The following is a 25,762-nucleotide window of genomic DNA, read 5'->3' on the forward strand; positions in this document are numbered from 1 at the left end:
ATTTACCTCCAAGCCCATTTTTGTTTATTTTTTATCCATTGATATCAAATCGATAAATTAGCATTAACTCTATGAAATCCCATGAGTTCCCGCTAGATCCCGCCAATTCCCGGAAGTATCAAATAAATCACCTCTCTATAACTCTGCTGGATAAACCGGAGCGCCGGGAAGTGGATGTGAAAGTAGAGTGGGTCGGTTTTTCTATCCCTGATGAATTCGTCGTGGGATACGGTATTGATTACGGCAGCACTATCGCCATCTGCCTTACATTGGCAAGGTTATTCCGCAGGAATAAGCGGGCGCACAGATGCAGGGGCACGCCGGGTGCCCCCTGTTCGGTCAGATCAGGGAAGAGATGGCGCGACGATAGCGCTGTTCCAGGGTTTCGCGGCTGGTGGCGGTAACCTCCAGATCGCTTAACAAACCGTCCTTGATGCCATACACCCAACCGTGAATCGTGACCTTTTGGCCGCGTTTCCAGGCGGATTGCATGATGGTGGAGTGTCCAAGGTTGTAGACTTGTTCGACAACATTGATTTCACACAGTTTGTTAAAGCGTTCTTCAGGCGGCAATTCTCCCAGCAGCGAGCTATGCTTGTACCACAAATCACGGATGTGCAGCAGCCAGTTGTTGATAAGCCCCAATTCAGGGTTCTCTACCGCCGCCTGCACGCCGCCGCAACCGTAATGCCCGCAGATGATGATATGCTCGACTTCGAGCACTTCAACGGCATACTGCACCACGGAAAGACAGTTCAAATCGGTATGGATAACCAGATTTGCCACATTGCGGTGAACGAACAGTTCGCCGGGCGCGAGGCTGGTTAAACTCTCCGCCGGGACGCGACTGTCAGAGCAACCAATCCACAAAAAGCGGGGTTTTTGCGCCAACGCCAGACGTTCAAAGTAACCCGGATCTTCTTCAACCATCGTATTGGACCAACGCTGGTTGTTGGCGATGAGCGTTTCAATATCTTTCATGAAAGTAAATAGCCTGTGACAAAAAAAGAGCAGTGAAAGGTAATATAAGGCAAGCGTGAATGTTTTAAAATCGAAACTGAGTCACTCATTGATAATAGGGTTAGTTAACTTGTTATGACATATGCACTTGAACTGGAGAAACTGACCAAAACGTACCCAGGGGGCGTCAAGGCAGTGCGCTGTATCGATCTGCGCGTGGAGGCCGGGGATTTTTATGCGCTGCTGGGGCCGAACGGTGCAGGAAAATCGACGACGATTGGCATCATCAGCTCACTGGTAAACAAATCTTCCGGCAAGGTGCGCGTTTTTGGCTACGATTTGGATCGCGATATCGTTAACGCCAAGCGTCAACTCGGGCTGGTGCCTCAAGAGTTTAACTTCAACCCGTTTGAGACTGTGCTACAAATCGTCACCCATCAGGCGGGCTATTATGGTGTCTCGCGTCAGGATGCACTGCAACGGGCGGAAAAATACCTCAAACAGCTCGATCTGTGGGAAAAGCGTCAGGAAAAGGCGCGCATGCTTTCCGGTGGGATGAAGCGCCGTTTGATGATTGCGCGCGCCTTGATGCACGAACCCAAATTGCTGATCCTCGATGAGCCGACTGCCGGGGTGGATATCGAACTGCGCCGTTCCATGTGGGGCTTTCTTAAGGCACTGAACGCACAGGGCACCACCATCATTTTAACCACGCACTACCTGGAAGAAGCGGAAATGCTGTGCCGCAATATCGGCATTATTCAGCATGGCGAGCTGGTGGAAAACACCTCCATGAAGGCGTTACTGGCCAAAGTGAAATCGGAAACCTTCATTCTTGATTTAGCGCCGAAAAGCCCGCTGCCCAAGCTGGAAGGGTATGCCTACCGTTTGACGGATACGTCAACGCTGGAAGTGGACGTGATGCGCGAGCAAGGGCTGAATGGCGTTTTCAGCCAATTAAGCACTCAGGGGATTCAAATATTGAGTATGCGTAACAAGGCGAACCGTCTGGAAGAGCTGTTTGTCTCCATGGTAAACGGTGAAAAGACGAAGAGTGAAGAGTATGGAAGAGTATGAATGCAGACGGGGAGGCAAAACCAGCATGATGCAGCTATATTGGGTCGCCCTGAAGAGTATCTGGACCAAAGAGATCAACCGCTTTAGCCGTATCTGGGCGCAAACGCTGGTGCCGCCAGTGATTACCATGACGCTCTATTTCATCATCTTCGGTAGCCTGATTGGCTCTCGTATCGGTGAAATGCACGGTTTCGACTACATGCAGTTTATTGTTCCTGGTCTCATCATGATGGCGGTGATCACTAACGCCTATGCCAACGTGGCGTCATCTTTCTTCAGCGCCAAATTTCAGCGCAACATTGAAGAACTGCTGGTGGCACCGGTGCCAACCCATATTGTGATCGCCGGTTACGTGGGCGGCGGCGTAGCGCGCGGCGTGTGCGTCGGTGTGCTGGTTACGATGGTGTCGCTGTTTTTTGTTCCGTTGCATGTGCATGCCTGGTGGGTGGTGGTGGTGACGCTGCTCCTGACGGCGGTGCTGTTCTCTCTGGCAGGGCTGCTGAATGCGGTATTTGCAAAAACCTTTGATGATATCAGCCTGATCCCCACGTTTGTGCTGACGCCGTTAACCTACCTTGGCAGCGTGTTTTATTCGTTGACGCTGCTGCCGCCATTCTGGCAAGCGGTGTCCAAGCTCAATCCGGTGGTGTATATGATAAGCGGCTTCCGCTACGGCTTTCTCGGCATCCAGGATGTACCGCTGGCCTTCACCATGACGGTGTTGCTGGCGTTTATTCTGGTGTTTTACGTGCTGGCGTGGTGGCTGATTGAACGCGGGCGTGGTCTGCGTAGTTGAGGGTAAAATATACAGGTGAACGCTAATGTTTGTTATTAGGTGAAGTGCGGCGATGGTCAGTATCTCTTCCAACTGTCGATCGCTGTTGCTCAGCTTCTCTACCACCACCTGATCCATGATGCGTTTAAGGGCAGGGGCAGATTGGCGCTCTTCCGGGCTAAGATAACCATTGCGTGAGCTGAGCGCCAGCCCATCCGGTGCACGCACGATGGGTACACCGACAATATCAATGTCGTAGCCCATGTCGCGCACCATTTGGCAAATCAGCGTCAACTGCTGGTAATCCTTTTCACCAAAGCAGGCGATATCGGGTTGTACCATGTTAAATAGCTTGCTGACAATGGTTGCCACACCGCGAAAATGGCCAGGGCGGCTTGCGCCTTCCAGCATGGCAGAAAGTCCTGGCACTTCGACAAACGTTTGTTGACCCAGGCCATTGGGACAGACAACCTCTGGCGATGGCGCAAACACCAGATCCACGTTGCGTCGGGTTAACTTTTCGCAATCTTCCTGCAAGGTGCGTGGATAACGCTTTAGATCGTCGGGCCTATCGAACTGCATCGGGTTGACGAAAATGGAGACGACAACAATGTCGGCGCGCGCGCTTCATCCACCAGCGTCATGTGTCCGTCATGCAGATTGCCCATGGTGGGCACCAATGCAATACGTTTCCCCTCTTGACGCCAGCGGCGAATCTCACGGCGTAATAGCAAAGGGGTTTCAAGAATTAACACGGTCTTGCTCCTTTGTACTCATCATTTTTATCAGCACTTGCTGTGGCAGAGACTGCCTGTGGCGCACAGCGCAACAGGCAGCGAAATCGTTTAACTTAACGGAACGAATGTTCCTCGGCAGGGTAGAGTCCCTGCTCAATTTCCTGAACATACAGGCGTGTTGCTGCTGCAATATCGGCGCTTTGTGCCAAAAAGTTTTTGGCAAATTTCGGCGTGTTCTCACCCGTAATGCCGAACGCATCGTGCATTACCAGAATTTGACCATCGGTAACATTACCCGCACCGATGCCGATAACCGGGATCGACAACGCCTCGGTGACACGCTGCGCCAGCGGGACCGGGATACATTCCAGCACCAACAGTTGGGCACCCGCAGCTTCCAGCTCCAACGCGTCGTCCAGCAATTGTGCCGCCGCTGCGTCGCCTCGTCCTTGAACCTTGTAGCCACCGAAAATATTGACCGATTGCGGCGTTAACCCAAGATGGCCGCATACCGGCACCGCGCGTTCTGTCAGTATCTTCACGGTGGGAGCAAGCCATTGGCCGACTTCCAGTTTCACCATATTGGCACCGGCACGCATCACTTTTGCGGCGTTGGTAAACGTTTGCTCTGGTGTGGTGTAAGCCATGAAAGGCAGGTCGGCAAGCAGCAGGCTCAATGGCGCGCCGCGTCGTACGCAGCGGGTGTGATAGGCGATGTCACTGACAGTCACCGGCAGCGTAGAATCATGGCCTTGTAACGTCATGCCCAGCGAATCACCCACCAGCATAACGCGAATGCCATTTTCGTAGATTTCGTAGAATAAGCGGGCAAAACTGGCGTCATAGGCGGTAATGGTCGCGAATTTACGCTTCTCCTGCTTACACTTGCGCAGGTGGGACAGGGTTGTCGGTTTCATAGGCAGCCTCCCAGAATCAAAAAGTCAGGAGAGCATCTTAAAGGAAGCCTGCCTTAAGGCATAGCGATCAAACACACAGTTGAAGGGGCGAAATGCGACTGACGCGGTCTCAGTCTTGCTCATTCCACAGCGTCATGCCGTTGCGCGGTACAGCAGCCAGGCGAGACGCCAACGCTTCACCGTCAGGAAAGTGCAAATCCGGTGCGATATCGGCCAGCGGATACAACATGAACTCTCGGTTTTTCATGTCATAGTGAGGCACGGTCAAACGCGCGGTATGAAGGGTTTCATTGCCATACAGCAGAATATCCAGATCTAGTGTGCGTGGCCCCCAGCGATGCGCTTTGCGCTCGCGACCATGCTGCTGTTCAATCGCCTGGGTGTGATCGAGCAAGGTTTCCGGCATAAGCGCCGTTTCCAGGGCCACCACCGCATTGAGGTAATCAGGTTGATCCTGCGGGCCGAGCGGGCGGCTGCGATAAAACGGCGAGCAGCACAGTACACGTGTGTGCGGCACCGTATCCAACGCCGCCAGCGCCGAGTTGACCTGCTGCAGCGGATGCGCCAGGTTGCTACCCAGCGCAAGATAAACGCGTGTCACGATGTTCTTTCCCGACGTGGTGCGGTGGGCTTGCGGGGACGAGAGCGGCGACGAGGTGTCGGGCCGTCATCCAGCGTGCTCAGCATGGCTTGCTGACGCGGTGGTGCAGCCACCTGAAACTCTCCCCACCATTGGGCGAGGCGTTGCAGTTCGGGCTGGCGCTCTATTTCAGCGCGCAAGCTCAACAAATCATAGGCGGCACGGAATTTTGGATGTTCCATCAGTTTGTACGCCCGTTTGCCCTGGCGTCGTGAAAGGCGCAGTTGCAACTGCCAGATATCACGCACTAACGAAGTGATGCGTTTAGGAATGGCGAGAGAGCGGCACTGCTCGTCCAGAATGTCGTTGGTGGCGAGTGCGAAGGAGTCGAAATAGGTTAACCCACTCTCCTGCGCCAGCTTCTGAGCGTGCTCAATTAACGGATACCACAGCATGGCGGCAAACAGGAACGCCGGGTTAACACGCATGTTGTTTTGCAAACGCTGGTCGGTGTTCTTCAACACCAGCGTTACCATGCCTTCCAGATGGCTATCGCTGTTAGGCGTAAAGTGGCGGCTGATCAGCGGGAACAGTGGTTGAAACAGTTGGTATTCGCACAGCAAACGGTAGGTTGGGTAACCGTAACCCGCTTGTAACAGCTTCAATGATTCTTCAAACAGACGCGCGGCAGGGATATCATGCAGCAATGCAGCCAGACGCGGAATGGGTTCGGCGGTTTCCGGGCTGATGGTCATGTTTAGTTTCGCGGCGAAACGCACGGCGCGCAGCATTCGCACCGGATCCTCTCGATAACGGGTCTCAGGATCGCCAATCAGTCGGATCACACCCTGGCGCAGATCGTTCAACCCGCCGGTGTAATCGCGCATGCTGAAATCTGCGACGCTGTAATAGAGGCTGTTAATGGAGAAATCGCGGCGTTGCGCATCTTCTTCAATGCTGCCAAAAATATTATCGCGCAGCAGCATGCCGCTTTGCGCCTGCTGAGAGGTGGTTTTGAGCTGCTGTTCCTGATGTTGTTCGTGATGACCGCGAAAGGTCGCGACTTCGATCACTTCAGGGCCAAACATCACGTGAGCGAGCCGGAAACGACGCCCCACCAAACGGCAATTACGGAACAGCTTACGCACTTGTTCTGGCGTGGCATTGGTGGTGATATCGAAATCTTTTGGTTTTTTCCCCAGCAGCAGATCTCTGACTCCGCCGCCAACCAGATAAGCTTCATAGCCCGCCTTGTTCAGGCGATAAAGCACCTTCAGCGCATTTTCGCTGATATCACTGCGCGAAATGGTATGCTGGTCGCGCGGAATCACGGTCATGGTCTGACGTGTGGGCTCCGCTGTGGCCACATCATTGTCGCGGTTGAGTACCTTGCGACAGAAATTAGCGACTCGGGTAAAGATGGTACACCTCGATAGTGATGAAAAAATAACGGTACAACAAAAAATAGCGGCTAATCATAGCTCACCGCGCCATCTTTGAGAATGCCGATGTTGCCTCGGTCACATCGTATTCCCCTGTTAACGGAACAGATGCCAGTGACCAGTGGCTAACGGCCCACTGTAAAAGGGCCGTTAACGACAAATCTTGCCAATGCGTCGGCACCGACTGGTTGAGAAAACGCAGCGCGCTTAACAGCACGGGGCGTGGATCGCCGTCAGGCAGCGCTGGCGCATGCAATCGCAGTAGTAGCACAGATGGCGTGCTTTCAGCGCTGCCAGTACTTCCCGATAACGCGCATGCCGTTGGGATTGATAAAGCACAGCGCCATCCCACAGTAAGCCATAGTGTTCCAACTGGGCAAGAATACGGCTTGCTGCACCGGCGACTTCTCGCGGGGGATCGATATCCTCAATGCGCACCAGCCAACGGCCACGATGGGAGCGCGCCTGCAAATAACTGCCTAATGCAGCGATCAGAGAACCAAAATGAAGATCGCCGGAAGGCGATGGGGCGAAGCGGCCGGTATGAAGCGGCCGGTATAAAGATGGGTATCAGGCATACGGGTGAATAATGCCATCACGCCACTCCCGCATTGGGTGCCGGGAGACGGCGCGGTAGCAAAAACGTAAAGCGGAACTGCTTTTCCGCTCTACTGTGGGATTATCCCGCCATCTGTTTTTCGCGGATTTCCGCCAGAGTTTTGCAGTCAATGCACAAATCGGCGGTGGGGCGCGCTTCCAGGCGACGGATACCAATTTCAACACCACAGGACTTACAGTAGCCGAAGTCCTCGTCTTCGATTTTCTGTAGTGTCTTCGCAATCTTTTTGATCAGCTTGCGTTCCCGATCACGGTTACGCAGTTCCAGACTGAACTCTTCTTCCTGTGCGGCGCGATCGACCGGATCCGGGAAGTTGGCCGCTTCATCGCGCATATGGGAAACGGTGCGATCCACTTCATCCCTGAGTTGATTACGCCATGCTTCAAGAATACGCTTGAAATGAGCCAATTGGGCGTCGTTCATATACTCTTCGCCCGGCTTTTCCTGGTACGGCTCCACTCCGGCAATTGCGAGAATGCTCAGAGAAGATGTCTTACGGTTTTGCTCTTCTTGCATGTTGCTTCTCCTACATAACACGACACGCACTATCGATCCCTAAGGGGGAGAAAAACAGGCCGCTATAAATAGCAGATGGAACTGGGGTTGACAATAATTCCTGTTACAGGCCTGATAACGTGTCAGGAACCTCATCGTCACATCCGATAACGAACAATACCGATAACAAACAATAATAGGTGAACATACTTACCGTTTTTATCGTGTTACAGTTAACGGCAACGGGTACGTGAGCGTAATACCGTCAGGGCATAATGTGGTGGCATAGCAAAAAATTTCAACCCCCTTTTGCCGTGCTTCGCAAAATAATTCTGCATAGCGAGCGTCAATGTGCTGCGCAGGCGCAACCTCAGCGATGCCTGAGTGCAGCACAGCGAAAAACAGAATGGCGCGTTCGCCCTTTTCTGCCACTTGCATCAATTCGCGCAAATGTTTTTGTCCGCGCTGCGTCACGGCATCGGGAAAAAATCCCTGGTGAGGCAACATACGCAACGGTGTTTGTTGCAATAATGTAACTGACTTCACCTCAATATAGCAGTTAATCTGCCCAGGTGCTTGTAACAGCAGGTCAATGCGGCTGTTCTCCGTGCCGTACTTTACTTCGGGGGTGATCTGGCTGTAACTGGCCAGTTCAGGAATGCGTTGCGCCAACAATGCCTCATACACCACTTGATTGGCGCGCAGAGTATTGACACAAATCCAGTGACCTTGCGCCGTTTCTGTCAACTCCCAACTGTGCGCGTATTTACGCTTGGGGTTGTCTGACGTGGAGTACCACACCGTATCGCCCGGTGTCGCGCACCCGGTCATTGCGCCGGTATTGGCGCAGTGCAGTGTGAAAGTCTCTCCTTCTGGGGTTACCACATCGGCAAGGAAGCGTTTGTAACGCTTAATCAACCGTGCCGGCTTGAGCGGCGGCATAAAATTCATCTCGTCATCCTGTGTTGCTCTAGGCTAATGGCCATTCTGCCACACGTTGGTAGCGGGTTTTTCCCTGCTCCCAGCGAGACTCATACAGGGTAAAGTGCTCGGCAGACAACGTCCAGTCAAAATTGGCGGGGGGGAAGCGCCACGGGGCGAGTGGCACCGCGCAACAATGTGATATGTGGGTGAAATGGCTGTGGGCTTTGGTAGCAACCGCTGCGTGCCGCTTGTGATCGCAGCAGTGTGGCCAGTTGCAGCAGGCCGCGCGGTGCCTGACGGCAGCCCAGCCATACCACACCGGGGAGCGGCCACTGGCCTGCATCATTTAAGATGCAACTGAAAGGCGGGCTGACGGATCCTGTCGGCCAGCGACCGAAGCGCGCGCTCTTTTTGCTCACTCACCTCACCCAGAAATGCCAGCGTCAAATGCATATTGGCGGCAGCGACAGGGCGTCCCGCCTCCGGAGAAAAATGCTGGGCACGCCACTGAACCAGCGTTTGCGCCAGTGAATCGGGTAAGGATAAGGCAAAAAACAGGCGGCGTGTGGTTGGCATGGCACTCTCTCTACGCGGATAACAGAGGATGCTACAATGCCTGCCGCAAGGCGACAACCTTCACTTTCGCGCAATACCTTATTTCGTGCGAACATGGCGTTGCGCCAAGATCACGCTATAAACAGGCCGTTTTGTCAGATATATAAGCGGCCATCAATACGCTGTAGTAGAGGAGAGTGCTGTGAGTTTACCGCCGGTCAGCGCCGTGCTGAATGAGGTGATTGATGCGTTATGCCGTGCGCCTCAGGTATTGCTGCACGCCCCCACCGGAGCAGGAAAATCTACCTGGCTGCCGCTGAAATTGCTGGAAAATGGCGGATTCTCTGGTCGGATAATCTTGCTGGAGCCGCGTCGGCTAGCGGCAAAAAATGTGGCGTGGCGCTTGGCGGAACAGCTGGGTGAAACGCCGGGCGGCACCGTGGGTTATCGGATGCGCGCTGAAACGCGCGTCGGCCCAGAGACGCGTATCGAAGTGGTCACCGAAGGGGTTCTGACGCGCATGTTGCAACGGGATGCCGAGCTGACGGGCGTGTCGTTGGTGATTCTGGATGGATTTCACGAGCGTAGCTTACAGGCCGATTTGGCGCTGGCGTTGCTGCTGGATGTGCAGCAAGGTCTGCGTGAAGATTTAACGCTGCTGATCATGTCTGCCACGCTGGATAATGCGCGTTTGGCCGCGCTGTTACCCAATGCGGAGACGGTGGTGTCACAAGGGCGCGCTTTCCCGGTTGAGCGCAGCTATCAACCGTTGGGAACGCAAGAGCGGCTGGAAGAGGGGCATAGCCCGGCAAACTCGTCGTTTGCTGGCGGAACAGCCCGGATCAGCGTTAGTTTTTTTGCCGGGTGTGGCTGAGATAAAGCGGGTCGAGGCTATGCTGCAAGAGACGCTCGCCAGTGACGTGGATATTTGCCCACTGTACGGAGCACTAACGCTGCCCGACCAACAAAAAGCGATTCATCCTGCCGCACCGGGGCGGCGTAAAGTGGTGCTGGCAACCAATATTGCAGAAACCAGTCTGTCGATTGAAGGTATTCGGCTGGTGGTCGATAGTGGACTGGAACGCGTGGCCCGTTTTGATGTGAAAAGCGGGTTGACGCGTTTGAGCACGCAGCGCCTCAGTCAGGCGTCGATGACGCAACGGGCGGGACGCGCCGGGCGACTGGAAGCAGGCCTTTGCGTGCACTTGTGCGCGAAAGAACAGGCAGAACGTGCGGCAGCACAAAGTAGCCCGAAGATTTTGAATAGCGACTTGAGCAGTGTCTGGCTTGAACTGTTGCAATGGGGCTGCACGTCCGTTGAGTCGCTCACCTGGCTGGATACACCGCCGTTGCCTGCACTCGACGCAGCGCGTCGCCTGCTGACGCAATTGAACGTGACCGACAACGCCGGGAAACTCACGGCCAGCGGACGCCATATCGCCCGGCTGGACATCGAGCCGCGTTTGGCGGCGATGCTGCACAGCGCCGCACAGCAAGATTCGCAAACGCAAGCCACCGCCTGCCTGCTGGCGGCACTGGTGGAAGAACCGCCGCGTATGGGGCCACTTGATATTGAGCGTTTGCTTGCACGGCCTTCGGCATCCTGGCGGCAGCGCGCCACGCAACTGATGACGTGCCTGACGGGAAAATCGGCGACCTGGCATGATCCACGTCATCTCGCTGCACTTCCTGAGCTGCTGGCGTTCGCCTATCCCGATCGCATCGCACAGTGACGCAGTACCGATGGCCGTTACCAGCTTGCGAGCGGTCTGGGAGCGAGATTACCGTTGGACGAACCATTGGCGGCGCAGGAATGGCTGATTGTGCCCGCACTGATGCTGGCAGAAGGTGCACAGAGCGCTGATGCCCGTATTACGTTGGCGTTGCCCGTCGATATTGATGCGCTTATCGCGCAGCGCCCCGAGCTGGTGTCAGAACAGAACATCGTGCACTGGGATGAAGAAAAAGGTACCCTGCGCGCCAGTCGACGCGAGTGCATTGGCTGCCTGACATTGCGCCAACAGCCGCTAAATAAACCCTCAGATGAGGCCATGCAGCAGGCTCTGCTGAACTGGGTGCGGGAACAAGGCCTCGCTGCACTCAACTGGCAAACGGACGCTGAGCAACTGCGAATACGCGTGGCCTGCGCGCGGCGTTGGTTGGCGGAGGGCGGCTGGCCCGCCATGGACGATGACGCCCTGTTGGCGACGCTGGATACCTGGCTGCTGCCCTCGCTCAACGGCGTGCGCGATGTGCGTACACTACGACAGATTGACCTTTACGACGCGTTGCTGCGCTTGCTGGATTGGCCGATGCGGCAGCGGTTGGAAAGCGCGCTGCCGCGCCATTACACTGCTCCGGGCGGCAGCCATCTGCCGTTGCGCTATCATGACGATCAGCCGCCGGTGCTGGCGGTGCGTATGCAAGAGATGTTCGGCGAGCAGCAAAACCCAACGGTGGCAGAAGGGCGCGTTGCCGTGGTGTTGGAACTGCTCTCCCCAGTGCACCGACCTTTGCAGATCACGCGCGATCTGGCTGCGTTCTGGCAAGGGGCGTATCGTGAAGTGCAAAAAGAGATGAAAGGGCGTTATCCTAAACACGTATGGCCGGACGATCCTGCCCATACCGCGCCGACGCGGCGCACGAAGAAATATCAAACACCCTGGTACGTTATCGCAACGTATTTCAGACGGTTCTGCTTTCCTGAAACCGGGCGGAACAACAGAATAAGCGATGACAGCCAGCACTAACATTAAGATTGATGCTGTTGCTGTCTTTAACCTGACGGAGAAGTAACCGCAATGTCACAGGACGATCGTGAACCTATCGGACGCAAAGGAAGAGCTTCAGGACGAAAACCGCCGCTCCCTCAGGCGACCCGGCGTCGTAGTAGAAAGGATGACTATGAAGAAGAGGATGATGTCTATCAGGATGACATTGATGAAGAAGACGACGAGTACGACATGAGGACGAGATGAGCAAAAAACCGCGTAAAAAAAGACGCTGGCTAGGGTTGTTCATTAAGCTGTCGTTGGTCTTCGCCGTGGTGCTTGCGCTGTATGGCGTCTATCTCGACAGCCAGATTCGCAGCCGAATCGAAGGTAAAGTCTGGCAACTGCCTGCGGCCGTTTATGGCCGGATGGTGAATCTGGAACCGGGCATGTCCTACAGCCAGAAAGAGATGATAAGCCTGCTGGAAGGAATGCAGTACCGTCAGGTATCGCGTATCACCCGGCCGGGCGAATTCAGCGTGCGCGGCAATACCATTGATATACTCCGCCGCCCGTTTGACTTTCCTGATGGCAAGGAAGGGCAGATCAACGCCCGACTGATCTTTACCAACGATCGTCTGGCTCAGATCCAACATCTGGAGAATCAACGTAATTTTGGTTTCTTCCGCCTTGATCCGCGTCTGATCACCATGATGCAATCCCCTAATGGGGAGCAGCGGCTGTTTGTGCGGCGTTCCGGTTTCCCCGATTTACTGGTAGATACGCTGGTCGCCACGGAAGACCGCCATTTTTACCAGCATGATGGCATCAGCTTCCTCTCTATTGGTCGCGCCTTCCTGGCGAATATCACGGCCGGTCGTGCGGTGCAGGGCGGAAGTACTCTGACGCAGCAGTTGGTAAAAAACCTGTTTCTCACCAACGAACGTTCCCTGTGGCGTAAGGCGAATGAAGCCTACATGGCGCTGATCATGGATTACCGCTACAGCAAGGATCGCATCCTTGAGCTTTACCTGAACGAAGTGTATCTCGGTCAGAGCGGCAACGATCAGATTCGCGGTTTCCCGCTCGCCAGCCTCTACTACTTTGGTCGTCCGGTAAATGAATTGAGTCTGGATCAGCAGGCGCTGCTGGTGGGTATGGTAAAAGGCGCTTCGCTTTATAACCCGTGGCATAACCCGAAACTGACGCTGGAACGCCGTAATCTGGTGCTGCGTTTGCTGCAAAATCAGCAGGTTATAGACGAAGACCTCTACAACATGCTGAGCGCACGCCCGTTAGGGGTGCAGCCGAAAGGGGGCGTGATCACGCCGCAGCCTGCCTTTATGCAGATGGTGCGCCAAGAGTTGCAGCAGCGCTTAGGGGATAAGGTAAAAGATCTCTCCGGCGTGAAGATTTTCACCACGTTGGATCCGGTGTCACAGGATGCGGCTGAAAAAGCAGTAGAAGAGGGAATTCCGGCGCTGCGCGCGGCGCGTAACGTTAGCGATCTGGAAACAGCAATGGTCGTTGTCGATCGCTTCAGCGGTGAAATTCGCGCCATGGTGGGCGGGGCACAAACGCAATACGCCGGTTTTAACCGCGCGATGCAGGCACGCCGCCCTGTGGGGTCACTGGCAAAACCACCGACTTACCTTACGGCGTTGAGTCAGCCTGATACTTTCCGTCTCAATACCTGGCTGGCGGATGAGCCGCTATCGCTTAAGCAGCCGAACGGGCAAGTGTGGCAGCCGAACAACTACGATCGTCAGTTCCACGGGCGTGTGATGCTGGTGGATGCATTAGCCAATTCGCTCAACGTACCGACGGTCAATCTGGGGATGACGGTCGGATTGGATCAGATCAGCAATACGCTGCAACGTCTAGGGATCCCGAAAGAGGTGATCCAACCGGTGCCCGCCATGCTGCTAGGGGCAATCAGCCTGACGCCGATGGAAGTGGCGCAGGAGTATCAAACCATTGCCAGCGGCGGTAATCGTGCGCCGTTGTCCGCGTTGCGCTCGGTGATTGCGGAAGACGGTAGCGTGCTGTATCAAAGCTTCCCGCAGGCTGAGCGCGCGGTTCCGGCTCAGTCGGCGTACCTGACGCTGTATGGCATGCAGCAGGTGGTGGAGCGCGGCACGTCGCGTTCACTGGCGGTGAAGTTCCCCAATTACCATCTGGCGGCGAAAACCGGGACCACCAACGACCTGCGTGATAGCTGGTTTGCCAGCATTGATGGCAAAGAAGTGGCGATCACCTGGGTGGGACGCGATAACAATGGCCCGGCAAAACTGACCGGTGCTAACGGTGCGTTAACGCTTTATCGTCGCTATCTGGAGAACCAGACGCCGCTGGCGCTGATGCTGACACCGCCGGAAGGCATCGCCACCATGACCGTCGACGGCGGAGGCCAGTTTATCTGTAATGGCAGCGCAGGCCGGGCATTGCCAGTGTGGACGGAAAACCCGCAGGCGTTGTGCCAGACTGTTCAACAGCAGCAACAAGCGCCCGCACAGCAAAATGACAGCGGCGTGGCGGACTGGATTAAAGAGATGTTTGGTCAGTAGCCACATGTTGTCTGTTGATGAGCAACGCCCCGGCTTGAGCTACGCCGGGGCGTTGTGTTTTTTGGGCCTAAATCGCTTGCGAGAGGGATTCGGTTACGCCTATCATTCCCGCTCTTGATAATAATCATTATCGCTCTCTTTTCCGCCTGGGCGAAAACCGAGACACCGCCAGACCTGCGCCGTATCGTGGCACTGGAATGGCTGCCTGCTGAGCTGCTGCTGGCACTGGGCGTTACTCCGCTGGGCGTGGCGGAAATCCCTAACTACCAACTGTGGGTGGCTGAACCCAGGCTACCGGAGTCGGTTATCGACGTGGGCTTCCGTACCGAACCCAATATGGAACTGCTGGCACAGTTGCGCCCTTCGCTGATTGTCTATTCCGCGGGCTATGGCCCGTCAGTGGAGAAAATGTCGCGCATTGCCCCCACCATGGGGTTCACCTTTAACAATGACGCTGGGCGGCCATTGACCATGGCAAAAGCTTCGCTGCGCCAGTTGGCACAGACTTTAGCCATCCCCGAAGCAGCGGAACAGCACCTGCAAACTTTCTCGGATTTTATGCAGCAGGCCAAGGTGCAGTTGCAGCCCTACACCCGTCGTCCGCTCTTGCTGTTCTCTTTTATCGACAGCACGCACGTTTTGATCATCGCGAAGAACAGCCTGTTTCAGGAAGTGATGGATGAACTCGGCATTGGCGCCTGGCGTGAAGAAACCAGCTTCTGGGGTAGAGTGGTGGTGGGCGTTGAGCGTTTGGCGGACATTCAGGATGCCAATGCTCTCTGTTTTGGTCACGGTGATGACACCATGATGGCGTAGGTGGAACGCAACCCGTTATGGCAGGCGCTGCCGTTTGTGCGCCAGCAGCGCGTGCCGGCGGTGTGGTTGTACGGCAGTACGCTGTCTGCGATGCGTTTTTGTCAGGTATTGCAGGATGCGCTGGAGGCTCGCCATGACGCTAACGCCTAAGCGTACTGGAGCGATGTTGATTGTTGTCGGTTTGCTGTCAGCATTGCTGTTTATCATGGCGATCAATCTGCGCCACGCTTTGCCTGCCGCAATATGGTGGCAGGCAATGACCAACCCTGAACCGGATGATTTACGCCAACTGTTGTTCCATTTCAGCCTGTTGCCGCGTCTGACACTTTCGCTGTTGGTTGGTGCAGGGGGTTAGGGCTGGCGGGGTTACTGTTTCAGCAGGTGCTGCGCAACCCGCTCGCGGAACCGGCTACGCTTGGCATTGCAACCGGCGCGCAGCTCGGAGTAACCGTGGCAACGTTATGGGCACTGCCGGGCGGCGACGCCACGCAGCAGTGGATGGCGATGGCGGGTGCGCTTGGCATCGGCGTGTTGGTGTTTGGGCTCTCCTGGGGGGAAACGAATGTCGCCGATTACGCTGCTGTTAGCGGGTTTGGTGCTGAGTTTCTATTGTGCTGCCGTCAATCAACTGCTGGTGCTGTTTCACCATGAGCAGCTACAAAACCTGTTTCTATGGAGCAGCGGCATGCTGAATCAGCAGGATTGGAGCCTCGTTGTGTTCCTGTTCCCCCGTCTGCTTTTACTGCTGGCATCGGTATTAACCGCGATGGCAACCCTGACGGTCGGGCCGCTCAGTTTTGTCGGGTTGATGGCACCGCATTTGGCCCGCATGATGGGGTTTTCCCGCGTGATCCCTCAGCTTTGCTGCTCCGCATTGATTGGCGGCATATTGATGCTGTTGGCCGATTGGGCGGGTCGTATGATCCTGTTTCCTAATCAGGTGCCTGCTGGTCTGCTGGCGACCTTTATCGGCGCGCCTTACTTTATCTACCTGCTGCGTAAACAAGTCCATTGACCGCTTGTTGGCAGGGGAAACCTTGCCAACACGTAAAGCTCATTTACATATTAAATACAAATCATTATCACTCCGATTCTTATTATCTAATATCATGTACATTCGATGATTGGATTTATGCGTCAGGGGCGCGAACGTTGTCGGGTGTTGAGCCGACGACAGCCATGTAAAACGGCGTCGCGCCATCATGATGCAATTTGAAGGATGAGTTATGAAGGGTAAGAAGTACGGCAGTGCGCAGCCGTTTCCGGCCGTGGACGCGCTAAAGGGTTTTTCTGTTTTGGCGCTGTGTGTGGGAACTGCACTTTGCCCTGCTCTGGCGGGTGCATCGGAAACGAGTGCTGTGGTGGGGGATAACCCCAATCAGAGCACTGCGCAATCTTCCTCATCGCCGAGTAAAAAAACCGGCGACACGCTGGTGGTTTCTGCCACGGCGGGCGCAACAGGACAGGATGTGCCGGGCAACTACAGGACCAAACTGACTTCGGCGGGGACTCGCCTGCTGTTGAGTCCGCGTGATATTCCACAATCTATCACCATCGTGAATAAACAGCGCATGCAGGATCAAAACCTGCAAACGGTGGGAGAGGTGCTGGATAACGTGGTTGGCATCACTGGGAACTATACGGACAGTGAGCGTACCGGCTACTATTCGCGCGGTTTCTACATCAACAATTTCATCATTGATGATATTCCCACTTCGGTATCTGAAGCCTGGAACTTTGGTGATGCGCTGGGTGATACCGCTATCTACGACCGCATTGAAGTGGTGCGCGGCGCCAACGGCTTGTTAACCGGCACCGGTAATCCTTCCGCAACGGTGAATATGGTGCGCAAACACGCTACCAGCAAAGAAGTTACCGGCAATGTTTCTGCCAGTTACGGCTCGTGGAATAACCAACGCTATGTTACCGATCTTTCCGCGCCATTAACCGAATCCGGCAACGTGCGTGGGCGCATTATTGCCGGTTATCAGGATCAGGACAGCTGGCTCGATCGCTACCATAAGCGCAAAAAATTCATTTCCGGTATTGTCGATGCGGATCTGGCGAACAATTCCACGCTGTCATTTGGCTACGATTATCAGGAAAGCCAAACACCGGGCTCAACCTGGGGCGGCTTGCCGACCTGGTTCAGTAACGGGAACCGTACCCATTTCGATCGCAGCTTCAATCCTGCTCCGAACTGGGCCTATTACAATATCAAAACCAACAAGGTCTTCGCCCAGTTCAGCCATATGTTTGATAACGGCTGGGACTGGCATATCAACAGCACCCATGCAGAAACCAAGTTTGATGACAAACTGATGTATGCTTCGCCTTATGCTTTCAATGGCGGTAGCTTCCCGGATCAAGAAACAGGATTAGGATTGGCTGGCGGCGCTGGCTGGTTTACCGGCACACGAAAACTGGACGCGCTGGAAACCTATGTGCGCGGCCCGTTTGAGCTGATGGGGCGTCAACACGAGCTTGTCACTGGCGTGGGATACAGCCGCCAGCGCAACTACTACTATGCCTCTAACGATGCTGTGACGGTTGCTGATATGGGCAATTACTACAACTGGAACGGCAGTGCGCCAGAACCGAATTGGGATGCGCAGACGAAAAGCTCGGATGATACGGTGCACCAGAAATCAGTGTACAGTGCTGCACGCTTCTCGCTGGCCGATCCGTTGGCGTTGGTGGCGGGGGCGCGCTATACCGAGTGGAGCACGGGCGGTATGACCTCCAGCTTCACCAAAGACAAGGTGTCGCCTTATGCCGGGTTGATTTACGACATCAATGACACCCTCTCTGCCTATGTCAGCTATACCTCTATCTTCCAGCCGCAAGACAATCGGGATGTTAACGGAAATTACCTGGCACCTATTGAAGGCAAAAACTATGAAACCGGTCTGAAATCCGACTGGTTTGATGGTCGCCTGACGGCATCCATGGCGGTGTTCCGCATTGAGCAGGATAATCTGGCGCAGACAGATGGCAGCAACAAGGTCAATGGTTCGAGCGATCAGGCTTACTATGCCGCGCAAGGGGTAACCAGTAAAGGCGTGGAACTGGAACTGAACGGTGCACTGACAGATAACTGGCAGATGACGTTTGGTGCCGCACGTTACGTTGCCAAAGACGCGGCGGATAACCGCATGAACAGCCAGCTACCGCAAACCTCGTTGAAGTGGTTTACGCGCTACCAGTTACCGATGTTGCCGGAACTGACGCTGGGTGGTGGAGTAAACTGGCAGAACGGTACCTTTGTTGATACGTCGGGGCCGAATGGCGCAACGCGTGTGCATCAGGGGAGTTATCCGTTGGTTAACCTGTTTGGTCGCTACCAGATCAACAAACAATTGGCGGTGCAGGCCAACGTCAATAATTTGCTGGATAAGACCTATTACAGCGCCCTCAGTGACAACTATGCCTATGGCGCGCCGCGCAGCGTGTCCATGAGTGTGAATTACAACTTCTGATGCGCTAGCTCCCCGGCCATCTGGTCGGGGAGTTTATCTCAGTTGCGATTACAACTGGGCAAAACAGCGGCGTGCCGCCGCGATGGTGTTCTCAATATCCTGCTGGCTGTGCGCCAGTGACATAAAGCCCGCTTCAAACGCTGAAGGAGCCAGATAAACGCCTTCGGCCAGCATTAGGTGGAAGAAACGCTTAAAGCGTTCTACATCGCACTGAGTCACATCCTCATAGCAAGTCACGCTCGGTGCATCGGTGAAAAACAGGCCAAACATGCCGCCCACGTGATTAACCACGAAAGGAATGTGCTGTTCTCTGGCCGCATCCTCCAGGCCTTGTGCCAACTGTGTCGTCAGCGCAGTGAGGGTGTCGTGCACACCGGGTTTAGCCACTTCAGTCAGGCAGGCAAATCCTGCGGCCATGGCAATCGGGTTGCCGGACAAGGTGCCCGCCTGATACACCGGGCCGGTTGGGGCCAGTGCTTGCATCACATCACGTCGTCCGCCAAAAGCCCCTACCGGCATGCCACCGCCGATAATTTTACCCAGACAGGTTAGGTCAGGTTTCACACCATAATAGGCCTGTGCACCGCCCAGTGCGACGCGAAAACCTGTCATCACTTCATCGATGATCAACAACGCACCGAATTCATCGCACAGTGCACGTAATCCTGGCAGAAACTCTGGCAGTGGCGGAATACAGTTCATGTTGCCTGCCACGGGCTCAACGATAATCGCCGCGATCTCTTCGGGATATTGCTCAAAGGCCTGACGGACTGACGCCAAATCGTTGTAGATGCAGGTCAATGTGTGGCGTGCGAAATCAGCGGGTACACCAGGGGAATTGGGCTGGCCCAGCGTCAATGCACCTGAACCCGCTTTGACCAACAGGCAGTCGGCGTGGCCGTGATAGCAACCTTCAAACTTGATGATTTTGTCACGTCCGGTAAAGCCGCGCGCTAAACGAATGGCGCTCATGGTGGCTTCAGTACCCGAGTTTACCATGCGTACCATGTCCATTGACGGCACCAGCGAGGTGACCAACCGCGCCATATGCACTTCCATTTCTGTTGGCGCACCAAAGCTTAATCCACGCTCTGTGGCGGCGATTACCGCCTGACGAATTGCCGGGTGGTTATGCCCCAGCACCATCGGTCCCCAGGAGCCGACATAATCGATATAGGCGTTACCGTCCGCATCGTAGAGGTATGCCCCTTCGGCCCGTTCGATAAACAGGGGCACACCGCCGACCCCGTTGAAGGCGCGCACCGGCGAGTTAATGCCACCGGGAATAAGCTGCTGTGCCGCAGCATAGAGACTTTCTGATTTGTTCATGGAAAGGGTCCTGAAGAGAGGACGGAGTTTTGCCTATTGTAAACAACGCTGTCGCGTTATCAATTCGTGTCGTTAATGGTGTGCGGCAATAGAACCCTAGAGGAGGAGCTCTGCGGCTGACGGGCGTATACTGTACCTCTTTTATGGTAGAGACTTTTGGTTAATCTGTGACAACTTCTCAAGATACTTCCCTAATTGAAGTGCGCCGTGCGGATATTCGGCAATTTCTGCGGCGTGATAAAACGCCAGTGATGATTCTGCCACTGTTGGTCGGCCTGGTAGGGGTCGCTTTTGAGAAAGGGGTCAATGCGCTACAAGCACTGCGTCTGGAAACCGTGGTGCAGTGGGCGCAAGCCGAATGGCGCTGGCCGCTGGCGTTTTTCATCTCCGGGCTGATGGCCGCCGTGGGGTATTTTCTGGTACACCGTTTTGCACCAGAGGCCGGTGGCTCCGGTATCCCGGAGATAGAAGGCGCATTGGAAGATCTACGCCCGGTACGCTGGTGGCGTGTTTTGCCAGTGAAGTTTTTCGGTGGTCTGGCAACACTTGGCTCCGGCATGGTGATGGGAAGAGAAGGGCCAACGGTACAGCTCGGTGGCAACGTGGGCGGAATGATAGCGGATTTGTTTCCTGCCAAACGCGCAGAAGTGCGCCATTCTCTGCTGGCCACCGGTGCGGCAGCCGGGCTGTCGGCGGCATTCAATGCGCCGTTGGCGGGTATCCTGTTTATTATTGAAGAGATGCGGCCGCAGTTTCGCTATAACCTTATCTCCATCAAGGCCGTGTTTATTGGCATCATCATGTCCAGCGTGGTTTTTCGTCTGTTTAACGGTGAGGCGGCGGTTATCCACGTCGGAACACTGCCAGATGCCCCGGTAAATACACTATGGTGTTATCTGCTGTTAGGGATCGTGTTTGGCGTGGTGTTTAATCGTCTGGTATTGGGCACGCAGGCGTTGTTTTTGCGGTTTCACGGGCAGAGTCTAACGCGCTTTATCCTGGTCGGCATGTTGGCCGGCGGGCTTTGCGGTGTGCTTTCGCTGGCATTCAGCGAAGTCTCTGGCGGTGGTTTTGCGATCATTCCTGACGTTACGGATGCACAGTACAGCGTGGCAATGCTGTTGCTGATATTTTTGTTGCGCATTTTACTGACGCTGCTGTGCTTTGGTTCTGGCGCACCCGGCGGGATCTTTGCGCCTATGTTGGCGTTGGGTACGGTGCTGGGAGGTGCCTATGGGTTGCTATTCCATAGCTTATTCCCTGATTATGCGTTAGGTGCTGGCACCTTTGCCATTGCTGGAATGGGCGCCTTGTTTGCGGCATCAGTACGCGCACCCTTGACCGGCATTGTGCTGGTGTTGGAAATGACGGACAACTATCAGTTGATTCTGCCAATGATCATCACCTGTCTGGGTGCGACGTTAATGGCGCAGTTTTTAGGCGGACAACCGTTGTACTCTGCGATTTTGGCCCGAACGCTGCAACGGCAAAATGCGCTAGAACAGCGTACGGAAAATGAACACAAGGCCAAACCTTGAACCTTGTTTCCCGCTGTTGGATAATGAGCGTATGATTGGGATAAGGCAAACGGCATGCGCCGCCCAATAAAAGACAAGCTGGGAGTACGACAATGAGCGATGAAGTAATGGCTGTGCCGCTGCAATTTACTGATGCGGCGGCAAAAAAGGTGAAAGTCCTGATTGCTGATGAAGAGAACCCGGAGCTGAAACTTCGCGTCTACATCACCGGGGGTGGCTGTAGCGGCTTCCAATACGGTTTCACTTTCGACGATAAGATCAACGACGGCGACATGACCATTGAAAAACAGGGTGTGGCGCTGGTGGTAGACCCGATGAGCCTGCAATATCTGGTCGGTGGCTCGGTGGATTACACCGAAGGGCTGGAAGGTTCTCGTTTCGTGGTGACTAACCCGAATGCCAAAAGCACCTGCGGCTGCGGTTCTTCTTTCAGTATCTGAACATCCTGCCACGTAATGATGATAAAAAAACCGCTCTGCTTGCAACGCGGTTTTTTTGTTTTAGAGAACGGAAAAATACGCCTGCACGATCATCACTCAATGGTGATCAGTCGCTGTTCCTGATGGGTCACCGTACGAGAGCTTGCGCGTAGTGACGTTTGTGTAATCTTTGGCATCAGCGCTTTTGCTGCCGAGTACTCAACGCGTGGTGTCGAGGTTGTTCCTTTTACCTCACAGGTTGGAACCACGCTTAACCCTACATTGATTTGCCCGCTGGTGCTTGCTGCATACGCAGCGTTGCAGGCCAGCATCAGCAGGCCCGCGCTAAGCAGACTTATTCTTATCACTTTTTCTACCTGGTGTTAAAAAGAACCGTTACCGATTCTGTGCACAACAGTGCGTTATTAAATCGTTATATTTTGGTTTATATGCGGTTGCATTTTGACCGCTGTCGGCATGATAGCGGTTTTTTCCGTGGATGAAAAGTGTGCAGTAATGCCCGCACAAGGACAGGCATCCATTGCGCAAGCATCAATGTGTGGTTTCAGAGGGGGGCAGTGCGGCAAGCTGCTCGCATAGGTGTTGAGCTGCCAGCAGCAAACGTGGGCTGCTGCGATTAAACCAGTCTTCCTCTACCGTAATAACGGGGACTGACAGTTGCGGTGACCAGAAATCGCGCGTAGCGGCGGCATCGTCAGCGGTGCCCGTAGTAATGATAACATTTGGACTACGCCGCAATACTTGCTCACGGCTGACTTGAGGCCAGGGCACTTCGCTATCATCGAAAACATTGACCCCACCACACAGCGCAACCACCTGGTTCTGTAGCGATTGTTTACCCGAAGTAAACAGTGGATGCGTACCAAATTGCAGGAACACCTGATGCTTTGGTGCGTGGGCATAGTGCGCCTTCAAATCAGCCAGTTGCTGGCGTAAATTCTGTGCATTCTGCCGTGCCACCTCAGGGTGCGCACTGTATTTTCCCAACTGTTCCAGCATGGTGGGGATCGCATCAAGCGACGTTGGGTCCAGATACACCACCGGAACACCGAAGGCGGAAAGCTGTTCAAGCGGTCTCTGTGGGTTCCCCTCGCGCCAGGCCAAGACCAAATCCGGTTTCAGGGCCAGAACCCATTCCAGATTGATGCCTTGCCAGGACGCGACCTGTTCAAGCTGTTGCACTTCGGGCGGGTAATTTGGCCACGCGCTCACGGTAATCACCTGATCGCCCATGCCTGCGGTGAAGGCCATCTCCGTCGCGTGGGGGGCCAGACTGATAATACGCTGGGCGACCGCGTCAGCGCTGGCCCGCCCAGTGATGAGCAGGCACAGCATCGCCAGAAGATAGACACTGCGAACGCGCATCAGGCTTTTCCGGCAAGCTCTTGCAACATGGCTTCCACCATGCGTGATGACTGCTGGGCCGCGACAGCCAGAAACTCATCAAAGCTCAGGTGCGAGGCTTTGTCAGCCACATCGGAGATGGCGCGCACTACCACGAAAGGAACACTGAACTGATGGCAAGCATGGGCAATGGCTGTGGCTTCCATTTCGACGGCAACGGCCTGTGGGAAGGTCCGACGGATGCGGGCCAGCGGCTCGGCACCGTTGATAAACGCATCACCGCTGACGATAAGCCCTTGTACCGCGTTGAGTTGCAGGGAAGCAATGGCACGCTCTGCCAGTGCAACCAGTGAAGCATCAGCAGGAAACGCCGCCGGACAGCCTGCCATCTGGCCCGGTTCATAACCGAATGCGGTGACATCGACATCGTGATAACGCGCTTCGCCGGAAACCACGATATCACCGACGTTCAGCGTGGGGGCAAGACCACCCGCAGAACCGGTATTGATGACGATATCGGGCTGGGCATGTTCCAGCAGTAGCGTTGTGTCCATGGTTGCGGAAACTTTCCCAATGCCGGATTTCAACAGCGCCACTTCAACGCCATTCAGCCACCCGCTGTAGATTTCGCATCCGGCGCGTGTGAAGGTACTGAGGTTTTCGATGCGATCGCGCAGCAGCGTCACTTCTTGTTCCATCGCCCCGATAATGCCGACTTTCATAAGATTCCCCACAAAATTTCGAATAGTATTTCGAATACTGAGTGTGCGTTGTGTAGTCTATCATGGCTAACGGGGTGGAATGGAGCCCAGGCGTGATTTTGACGGCGGTAAAGGGAGAAAGGTATGTCCGATATCGATTTTTCAAAGAAGTTCAGCGTTCAGCGACCTCTGAGCAAACCCATCACGGCTGAGAGTGAATATGACATTGTCCGTCTGTTCGAAAGTGACAGGGGGCGTATCATCAACTCTGCCGCGATCCGCCGCTTACAACAAAAGACGCAGGTGTTTCCCCTTGAGCGTAATGCCGCTGTGCGTTCGCGACTGACGCACTCCATGGAAGTGCAGCAGGTAGGCCGCTACATCGCCAAAGATATTCTGGTACGGATTAAAGGCGAGGACCGATTAGATTCGCTCGGCCTGTCTCTCTGGCAGACCCCCTTTGAAAGCATGGTAGAAATGGCCTGCCTGATGCACGACATCGGCAATCCGCCCTTTGGCCATTTTGGCGAGTCGGCCATCAACAACTGGTTTGGTAAACGCTTGGATGCGGCCTATATTCAGAATGGTGCGTCATCGAGTGAGGATGCCTGTCAGGTTGAAACCCTGCGTCTGAAAGGGGATGAGCATGATGCACTGCGACGTCAGGTGCGACAGGATCTCAGCCATTTTGAAGGCAATGCGCAGGCGATTCGTTTGGTGCATACGCTGCTCAAACTGAATCTCACCTACAGCCAGGTTGGCTGTATTCTCAAATATACCCGGCCAGCCTGCTGGGTCGGCGATGTGCCCGACAACTACCGCTATCTGATGAAAAAACCGGGCTACTACCTTTCTGAACAGGATTTTGTCGCCGCGTTGCGCCAAGAGTTGTCGCTGAAGGAATACCACCGTTTTCCGCTCACCTACATTATGGAAGCGGCTGACGACATCTCCTACTGCGTCGCCGATCTGGAGGACGCGGTAGAAAAAGAGATCCTCACCACCGAACAGCTTTATCTGCACCTGCGCCAGACCTGGGGCACGGTAGAGCCTTCGGATCTGTTTGCGAAAACGGTAGAGCAGGCCTATGAAAGCCGAAAACGGCATCGCTGGCGCAGTACCGACGATCAATTTTTCATGCAGTTGCGCGTCAATACAGTGGAGCGGCTGTTGCCTTACGCGGCGCATCGTTTTCTCAAAAATTTGCCTGCAATTTATGATGGCTCTTTTGATGAGGCGCTGCTGGAGGATAAAGGCGCGCAGGCCAAGTTGTTGCGGGTATTCAAAGAAGTGGCGCGCAAGTATGTGTTTAATAACGCAGAAGTGGAAAAGCTGGAGCTGCAAGGCTATCGCGTTATCGGGGGGCTGTTGGACATCTACCATCCACTGTTGGAAATGTCTTATGACGCTTTCAGCCTAATAGTAAATGACGACACGCACCCGCGCTACCCCATCGAGACCCGGCTTTATCATAAACTTTCCAGTAAACATTGCCTGGCTTATCGTGAAGCTACGCTCCAGCTCTCCTCGCTTTCTCGCGGGGAACAGGAGATTAGGGAATACTATTATCGTGCGCGATTGATTCAGGATTATATCAGTGGAATGACAGATCTTTACGCTTACGACGAATACCGGCGGCTGATGGCGGCGGAATAACAATTTATGTAAAGCGGTTCCATAATTGCTTACGTTTGGGCCAGCGCGCGGCGATGAACTTTGTGCTTTCTTGTTTATCTGATATAGCGCGAACGCCAAT

General features: G+C 54.6%; 20 protein-coding genes and 7 pseudogenes. 13 read left to right on the forward strand and 14 right to left on the reverse strand.

What is annotated here, in order from left to right; genetic code table 11:
* Positions 1-140 precede the first annotated feature (140 nt).
* Positions 141-295 (forward strand): annotated as a pseudogene (locus ACMZI0_RS10885) (phosphoribosyltransferase); the annotation flags it as partial.
* 44 nt (positions 296-339) lie between these two features.
* Here ACMZI0_RS10885 and can read toward each other — a convergent pair.
* A complete protein-coding gene (gene can, locus ACMZI0_RS10890) occupies positions 340-981 on the reverse strand; it encodes a carbonate dehydratase (RefSeq protein ID WP_195315906.1) in 642 nt (213 codons plus the stop codon).
* Positions 982-1,095: 114 nt separating this feature from the next.
* Here can and ACMZI0_RS10895 point away from each other — a divergent pair, with 114 nt between their 5' ends.
* Together ACMZI0_RS10895 and ACMZI0_RS10900 are read left to right on the forward strand one after the other, a co-directional pair.
* Positions 1,096-2,037 (forward strand): ABC transporter ATP-binding protein, encoded by a 942-nt coding sequence (locus tag ACMZI0_RS10895; RefSeq protein WP_415672981.1) that lies wholly within the window; start codon positions 1,096-1,098, stop codon positions 2,035-2,037.
* 25 nt (positions 2,038-2,062) lie between these two features.
* Positions 2,063-2,833, forward strand: a complete 771-nt coding sequence (locus tag ACMZI0_RS10900) for an ABC transporter permease (RefSeq protein WP_415672982.1) — start codon at positions 2,063-2,065, stop codon at positions 2,831-2,833.
* A gap of 45 nt (positions 2,834-2,878) precedes the next feature.
* Here the strand turns inward: ACMZI0_RS10900 and panC are convergent.
* From panC to thpR, 9 genes and pseudogenes are all read right to left on the reverse strand, one after another.
* Positions 2,879-3,567: pseudogene (gene panC, locus ACMZI0_RS10905) on the reverse strand (pantoate--beta-alanine ligase); the annotation flags it as partial.
* A 95-nt stretch (positions 3,568-3,662) separates the two neighbouring features.
* Positions 3,663-4,466: a 3-methyl-2-oxobutanoate hydroxymethyltransferase gene (panB, locus tag ACMZI0_RS10910; RefSeq protein ID WP_415672983.1), complete on the reverse strand. Its 804-nt coding sequence runs from the start codon at positions 4,464-4,466 to the stop codon at positions 3,663-3,665.
* A gap of 109 nt (positions 4,467-4,575) precedes the next feature.
* Positions 4,576-5,067, reverse strand: a complete 492-nt coding sequence (gene folK, locus ACMZI0_RS10915) for a 2-amino-4-hydroxy-6-hydroxymethyldihydropteridine diphosphokinase (protein ID WP_415672984.1) — start codon at positions 5,065-5,067, stop codon at positions 4,576-4,578.
* On the reverse strand, positions 5,064-6,467 hold the full coding sequence (gene pcnB, locus ACMZI0_RS10920; RefSeq protein ID WP_415673113.1) for a polynucleotide adenylyltransferase PcnB: 1,404 nt from the start codon (positions 6,465-6,467) through the stop codon (positions 5,064-5,066). The genes folK and pcnB overlap by 4 nt, the downstream gene beginning before the upstream one ends.
* Before the next feature lie 61 nt (positions 6,468-6,528).
* The gene (locus ACMZI0_RS10925; RefSeq protein WP_415672985.1) at positions 6,529-6,705 is read right to left on the reverse strand and encodes a hypothetical protein; all 177 of its coding nucleotides are present in this window, start codon (positions 6,703-6,705) and stop codon (positions 6,529-6,531) included.
* Between the two features lie 23 nt (positions 6,706-6,728).
* Positions 6,729-7,034 (reverse strand): annotated as a pseudogene (locus tag ACMZI0_RS10930) (glutamate--tRNA ligase family protein); the annotation flags it as partial.
* A 133-nt stretch (positions 7,035-7,167) separates the two neighbouring features.
* The gene (gene dksA, locus ACMZI0_RS10935) at positions 7,168-7,623 is read right to left on the reverse strand and encodes an RNA polymerase-binding protein DksA (RefSeq protein WP_415672986.1); all 456 of its coding nucleotides are present in this window, start codon (positions 7,621-7,623) and stop codon (positions 7,168-7,170) included.
* Positions 7,624-7,821: 198 nt separating this feature from the next.
* Positions 7,822-8,553, reverse strand: coding sequence for a DNA/RNA nuclease SfsA (gene sfsA, locus ACMZI0_RS10940; RefSeq protein ID WP_415672987.1), 732 nt, complete (start codon positions 8,551-8,553; stop codon positions 7,822-7,824).
* Between the two features lie 19 nt (positions 8,554-8,572).
* Positions 8,573-9,102 (reverse strand): annotated as a pseudogene (thpR, locus tag ACMZI0_RS10945) (RNA 2',3'-cyclic phosphodiesterase).
* Between the two features lie 181 nt (positions 9,103-9,283).
* Here thpR and hrpB point away from each other — a divergent pair.
* The 7 genes and pseudogenes from hrpB to fhuE all read left to right on the forward strand — a co-directional run.
* A pseudogene (hrpB, locus tag ACMZI0_RS10950) lies at positions 9,284-11,738 on the forward strand (ATP-dependent helicase HrpB); the annotation flags it as partial.
* A gap of 144 nt (positions 11,739-11,882) precedes the next feature.
* Positions 11,883-14,359 (forward strand): annotated as a pseudogene (gene mrcB / locus ACMZI0_RS10955) (bifunctional glycosyl transferase/transpeptidase).
* Between the two features lie 114 nt (positions 14,360-14,473).
* Positions 14,474-15,325: pseudogene (gene fhuD / locus ACMZI0_RS10960) on the forward strand (Fe(3+)-hydroxamate ABC transporter substrate-binding protein FhuD).
* Positions 15,309-15,530, forward strand: a complete 222-nt coding sequence (locus ACMZI0_RS10965; protein ID WP_415672988.1) for a hypothetical protein — start codon at positions 15,309-15,311, stop codon at positions 15,528-15,530. The pseudogene fhuD and the gene ACMZI0_RS10965 overlap by 17 nt, the downstream one beginning before the upstream one ends.
* Before the next feature lie 26 nt (positions 15,531-15,556).
* On the forward strand, positions 15,557-15,826 hold the full coding sequence (locus tag ACMZI0_RS10970; RefSeq protein WP_415672989.1) for an iron chelate uptake ABC transporter family permease subunit: 270 nt from the start codon (positions 15,557-15,559) through the stop codon (positions 15,824-15,826).
* Positions 15,738-16,190 carry an iron chelate uptake ABC transporter family permease subunit gene (locus ACMZI0_RS10975; RefSeq protein ID WP_415672990.1) on the forward strand — a complete coding sequence of 151 codons (453 nt, stop codon included), beginning with the start codon at positions 15,738-15,740 and terminating at the stop codon, positions 16,188-16,190. The genes ACMZI0_RS10970 and ACMZI0_RS10975 overlap by 89 nt, the downstream gene beginning before the upstream one ends.
* Positions 16,191-16,401: 211 nt before the next feature.
* Complete coding sequence (fhuE, locus tag ACMZI0_RS10980; protein ID WP_415672991.1) at positions 16,402-18,654, forward strand: ferric-rhodotorulic acid/ferric-coprogen receptor FhuE; 2,253 nt, start codon at positions 16,402-16,404, stop codon at positions 18,652-18,654.
* A 48-nt stretch (positions 18,655-18,702) separates the two neighbouring features.
* Here fhuE and hemL read toward each other — a convergent pair whose 3' ends face one another.
* A complete protein-coding gene (gene hemL, locus ACMZI0_RS10985; protein ID WP_415672992.1) occupies positions 18,703-19,983 on the reverse strand; it encodes a glutamate-1-semialdehyde 2,1-aminomutase in 1,281 nt (426 codons plus the stop codon).
* 167 nt (positions 19,984-20,150) lie between these two features.
* Here hemL and clcA point away from each other — a divergent pair, with 167 nt between their 5' ends.
* Positions 20,151-21,521: a H(+)/Cl(-) exchange transporter ClcA gene (clcA, locus tag ACMZI0_RS10990; RefSeq protein WP_415672993.1), complete on the forward strand. Its 1,371-nt coding sequence runs from the start codon at positions 20,151-20,153 to the stop codon at positions 21,519-21,521.
* Positions 21,522-21,613: 92 nt separating this feature from the next.
* Positions 21,614-21,961, forward strand: a complete 348-nt coding sequence (gene erpA, locus ACMZI0_RS10995) for an iron-sulfur cluster insertion protein ErpA (protein ID WP_222157826.1) — start codon at positions 21,614-21,616, stop codon at positions 21,959-21,961.
* 92 nt (positions 21,962-22,053) lie between these two features.
* Here erpA and ACMZI0_RS11000 read toward each other — a convergent pair whose 3' ends face one another.
* The 3 genes from ACMZI0_RS11000 to mtnN all read right to left on the reverse strand — a co-directional run bounded on the left by ACMZI0_RS11000 (position 22,054) and on the right by mtnN (position 24,027).
* Positions 22,054-22,308, reverse strand: a complete 255-nt coding sequence (locus ACMZI0_RS11000) for a hypothetical protein (RefSeq protein WP_415672994.1) — start codon at positions 22,306-22,308, stop codon at positions 22,054-22,056.
* Between the two features lie 184 nt (positions 22,309-22,492).
* Positions 22,493-23,326, reverse strand: coding sequence for a vitamin B12 ABC transporter substrate-binding protein BtuF (gene btuF / locus ACMZI0_RS11005; protein ID WP_415672995.1), 834 nt, complete (start codon positions 23,324-23,326; stop codon positions 22,493-22,495).
* A complete protein-coding gene (gene mtnN, locus ACMZI0_RS11010; RefSeq protein WP_415672996.1) occupies positions 23,326-24,027 on the reverse strand; it encodes a 5'-methylthioadenosine/S-adenosylhomocysteine nucleosidase in 702 nt (233 codons plus the stop codon). Before mtnN ends, btuF begins: the two co-directional genes overlap by 1 nt.
* A 123-nt stretch (positions 24,028-24,150) precedes the next feature.
* Here mtnN and dgt point away from each other — a divergent pair, with 123 nt between their 5' ends.
* Complete coding sequence (gene dgt / locus ACMZI0_RS11015) at positions 24,151-25,662, forward strand: dGTPase (protein WP_415672997.1); 1,512 nt, start codon at positions 24,151-24,153, stop codon at positions 25,660-25,662.
* Positions 25,663-25,762: the final 100 nt, after the last annotated feature.

Source organism: Symbiopectobacterium sp., from assembly GCF_047692315.1.
Lineage (GTDB): Bacteria > Pseudomonadota > Gammaproteobacteria > Enterobacterales > Enterobacteriaceae > Symbiopectobacterium.

Excerpts from the sequence above, each read along its gene's own strand:
- sfsA (WP_415672987.1), bottom strand. The coding sequence starts at position 8,553 with ATGAATTTTATGCCGCCGCTCAAGCCGGCACGGTTGATTAAGCGTTAC.
- hemL (WP_415672992.1), bottom strand. The coding sequence starts at position 19,983 with ATGAACAAATCAGAAAGTCTCTATGCTGCGGCACAGCAGCTTATTCCC.
- panB (WP_415672983.1), bottom strand. The coding sequence starts at position 4,466 with ATGAAACCGACAACCCTGTCCCACCTGCGCAAGTGTAAGCAGGAGAAG.
- ACMZI0_RS10965 (WP_415672988.1), top strand. The coding sequence starts at position 15,309 with ATGACGCTAACGCCTAAGCGTACTGGAGCGATGTTGATTGTTGTCGGT.
- ACMZI0_RS10975 (WP_415672990.1), top strand. The coding sequence starts at position 15,738 with ATGTCGCCGATTACGCTGCTGTTAGCGGGTTTGGTGCTGAGTTTCTAT.
- ACMZI0_RS10895 (WP_415672981.1), top strand. The coding sequence starts at position 1,096 with ATGACATATGCACTTGAACTGGAGAAACTGACCAAAACGTACCCAGGG.
- dgt (WP_415672997.1), top strand. The coding sequence starts at position 24,151 with ATGTCCGATATCGATTTTTCAAAGAAGTTCAGCGTTCAGCGACCTCTG.
- erpA (WP_222157826.1), top strand. The coding sequence starts at position 21,614 with ATGAGCGATGAAGTAATGGCTGTGCCGCTGCAATTTACTGATGCGGCG.
- mtnN (WP_415672996.1), bottom strand. The coding sequence starts at position 24,027 with ATGAAAGTCGGCATTATCGGGGCGATGGAACAAGAAGTGACGCTGCTG.
- can (WP_195315906.1), bottom strand. The coding sequence starts at position 981 with ATGAAAGATATTGAAACGCTCATCGCCAACAACCAGCGTTGGTCCAAT.
- dksA (WP_415672986.1), bottom strand. The coding sequence starts at position 7,623 with ATGCAAGAAGAGCAAAACCGTAAGACATCTTCTCTGAGCATTCTCGCA.
- btuF (WP_415672995.1), bottom strand. The coding sequence starts at position 23,326 with ATGCGCGTTCGCAGTGTCTATCTTCTGGCGATGCTGTGCCTGCTCATC.
- ACMZI0_RS10900 (WP_415672982.1), top strand. The coding sequence starts at position 2,063 with ATGATGCAGCTATATTGGGTCGCCCTGAAGAGTATCTGGACCAAAGAG.
- fhuE (WP_415672991.1), top strand. The coding sequence starts at position 16,402 with ATGAAGGGTAAGAAGTACGGCAGTGCGCAGCCGTTTCCGGCCGTGGAC.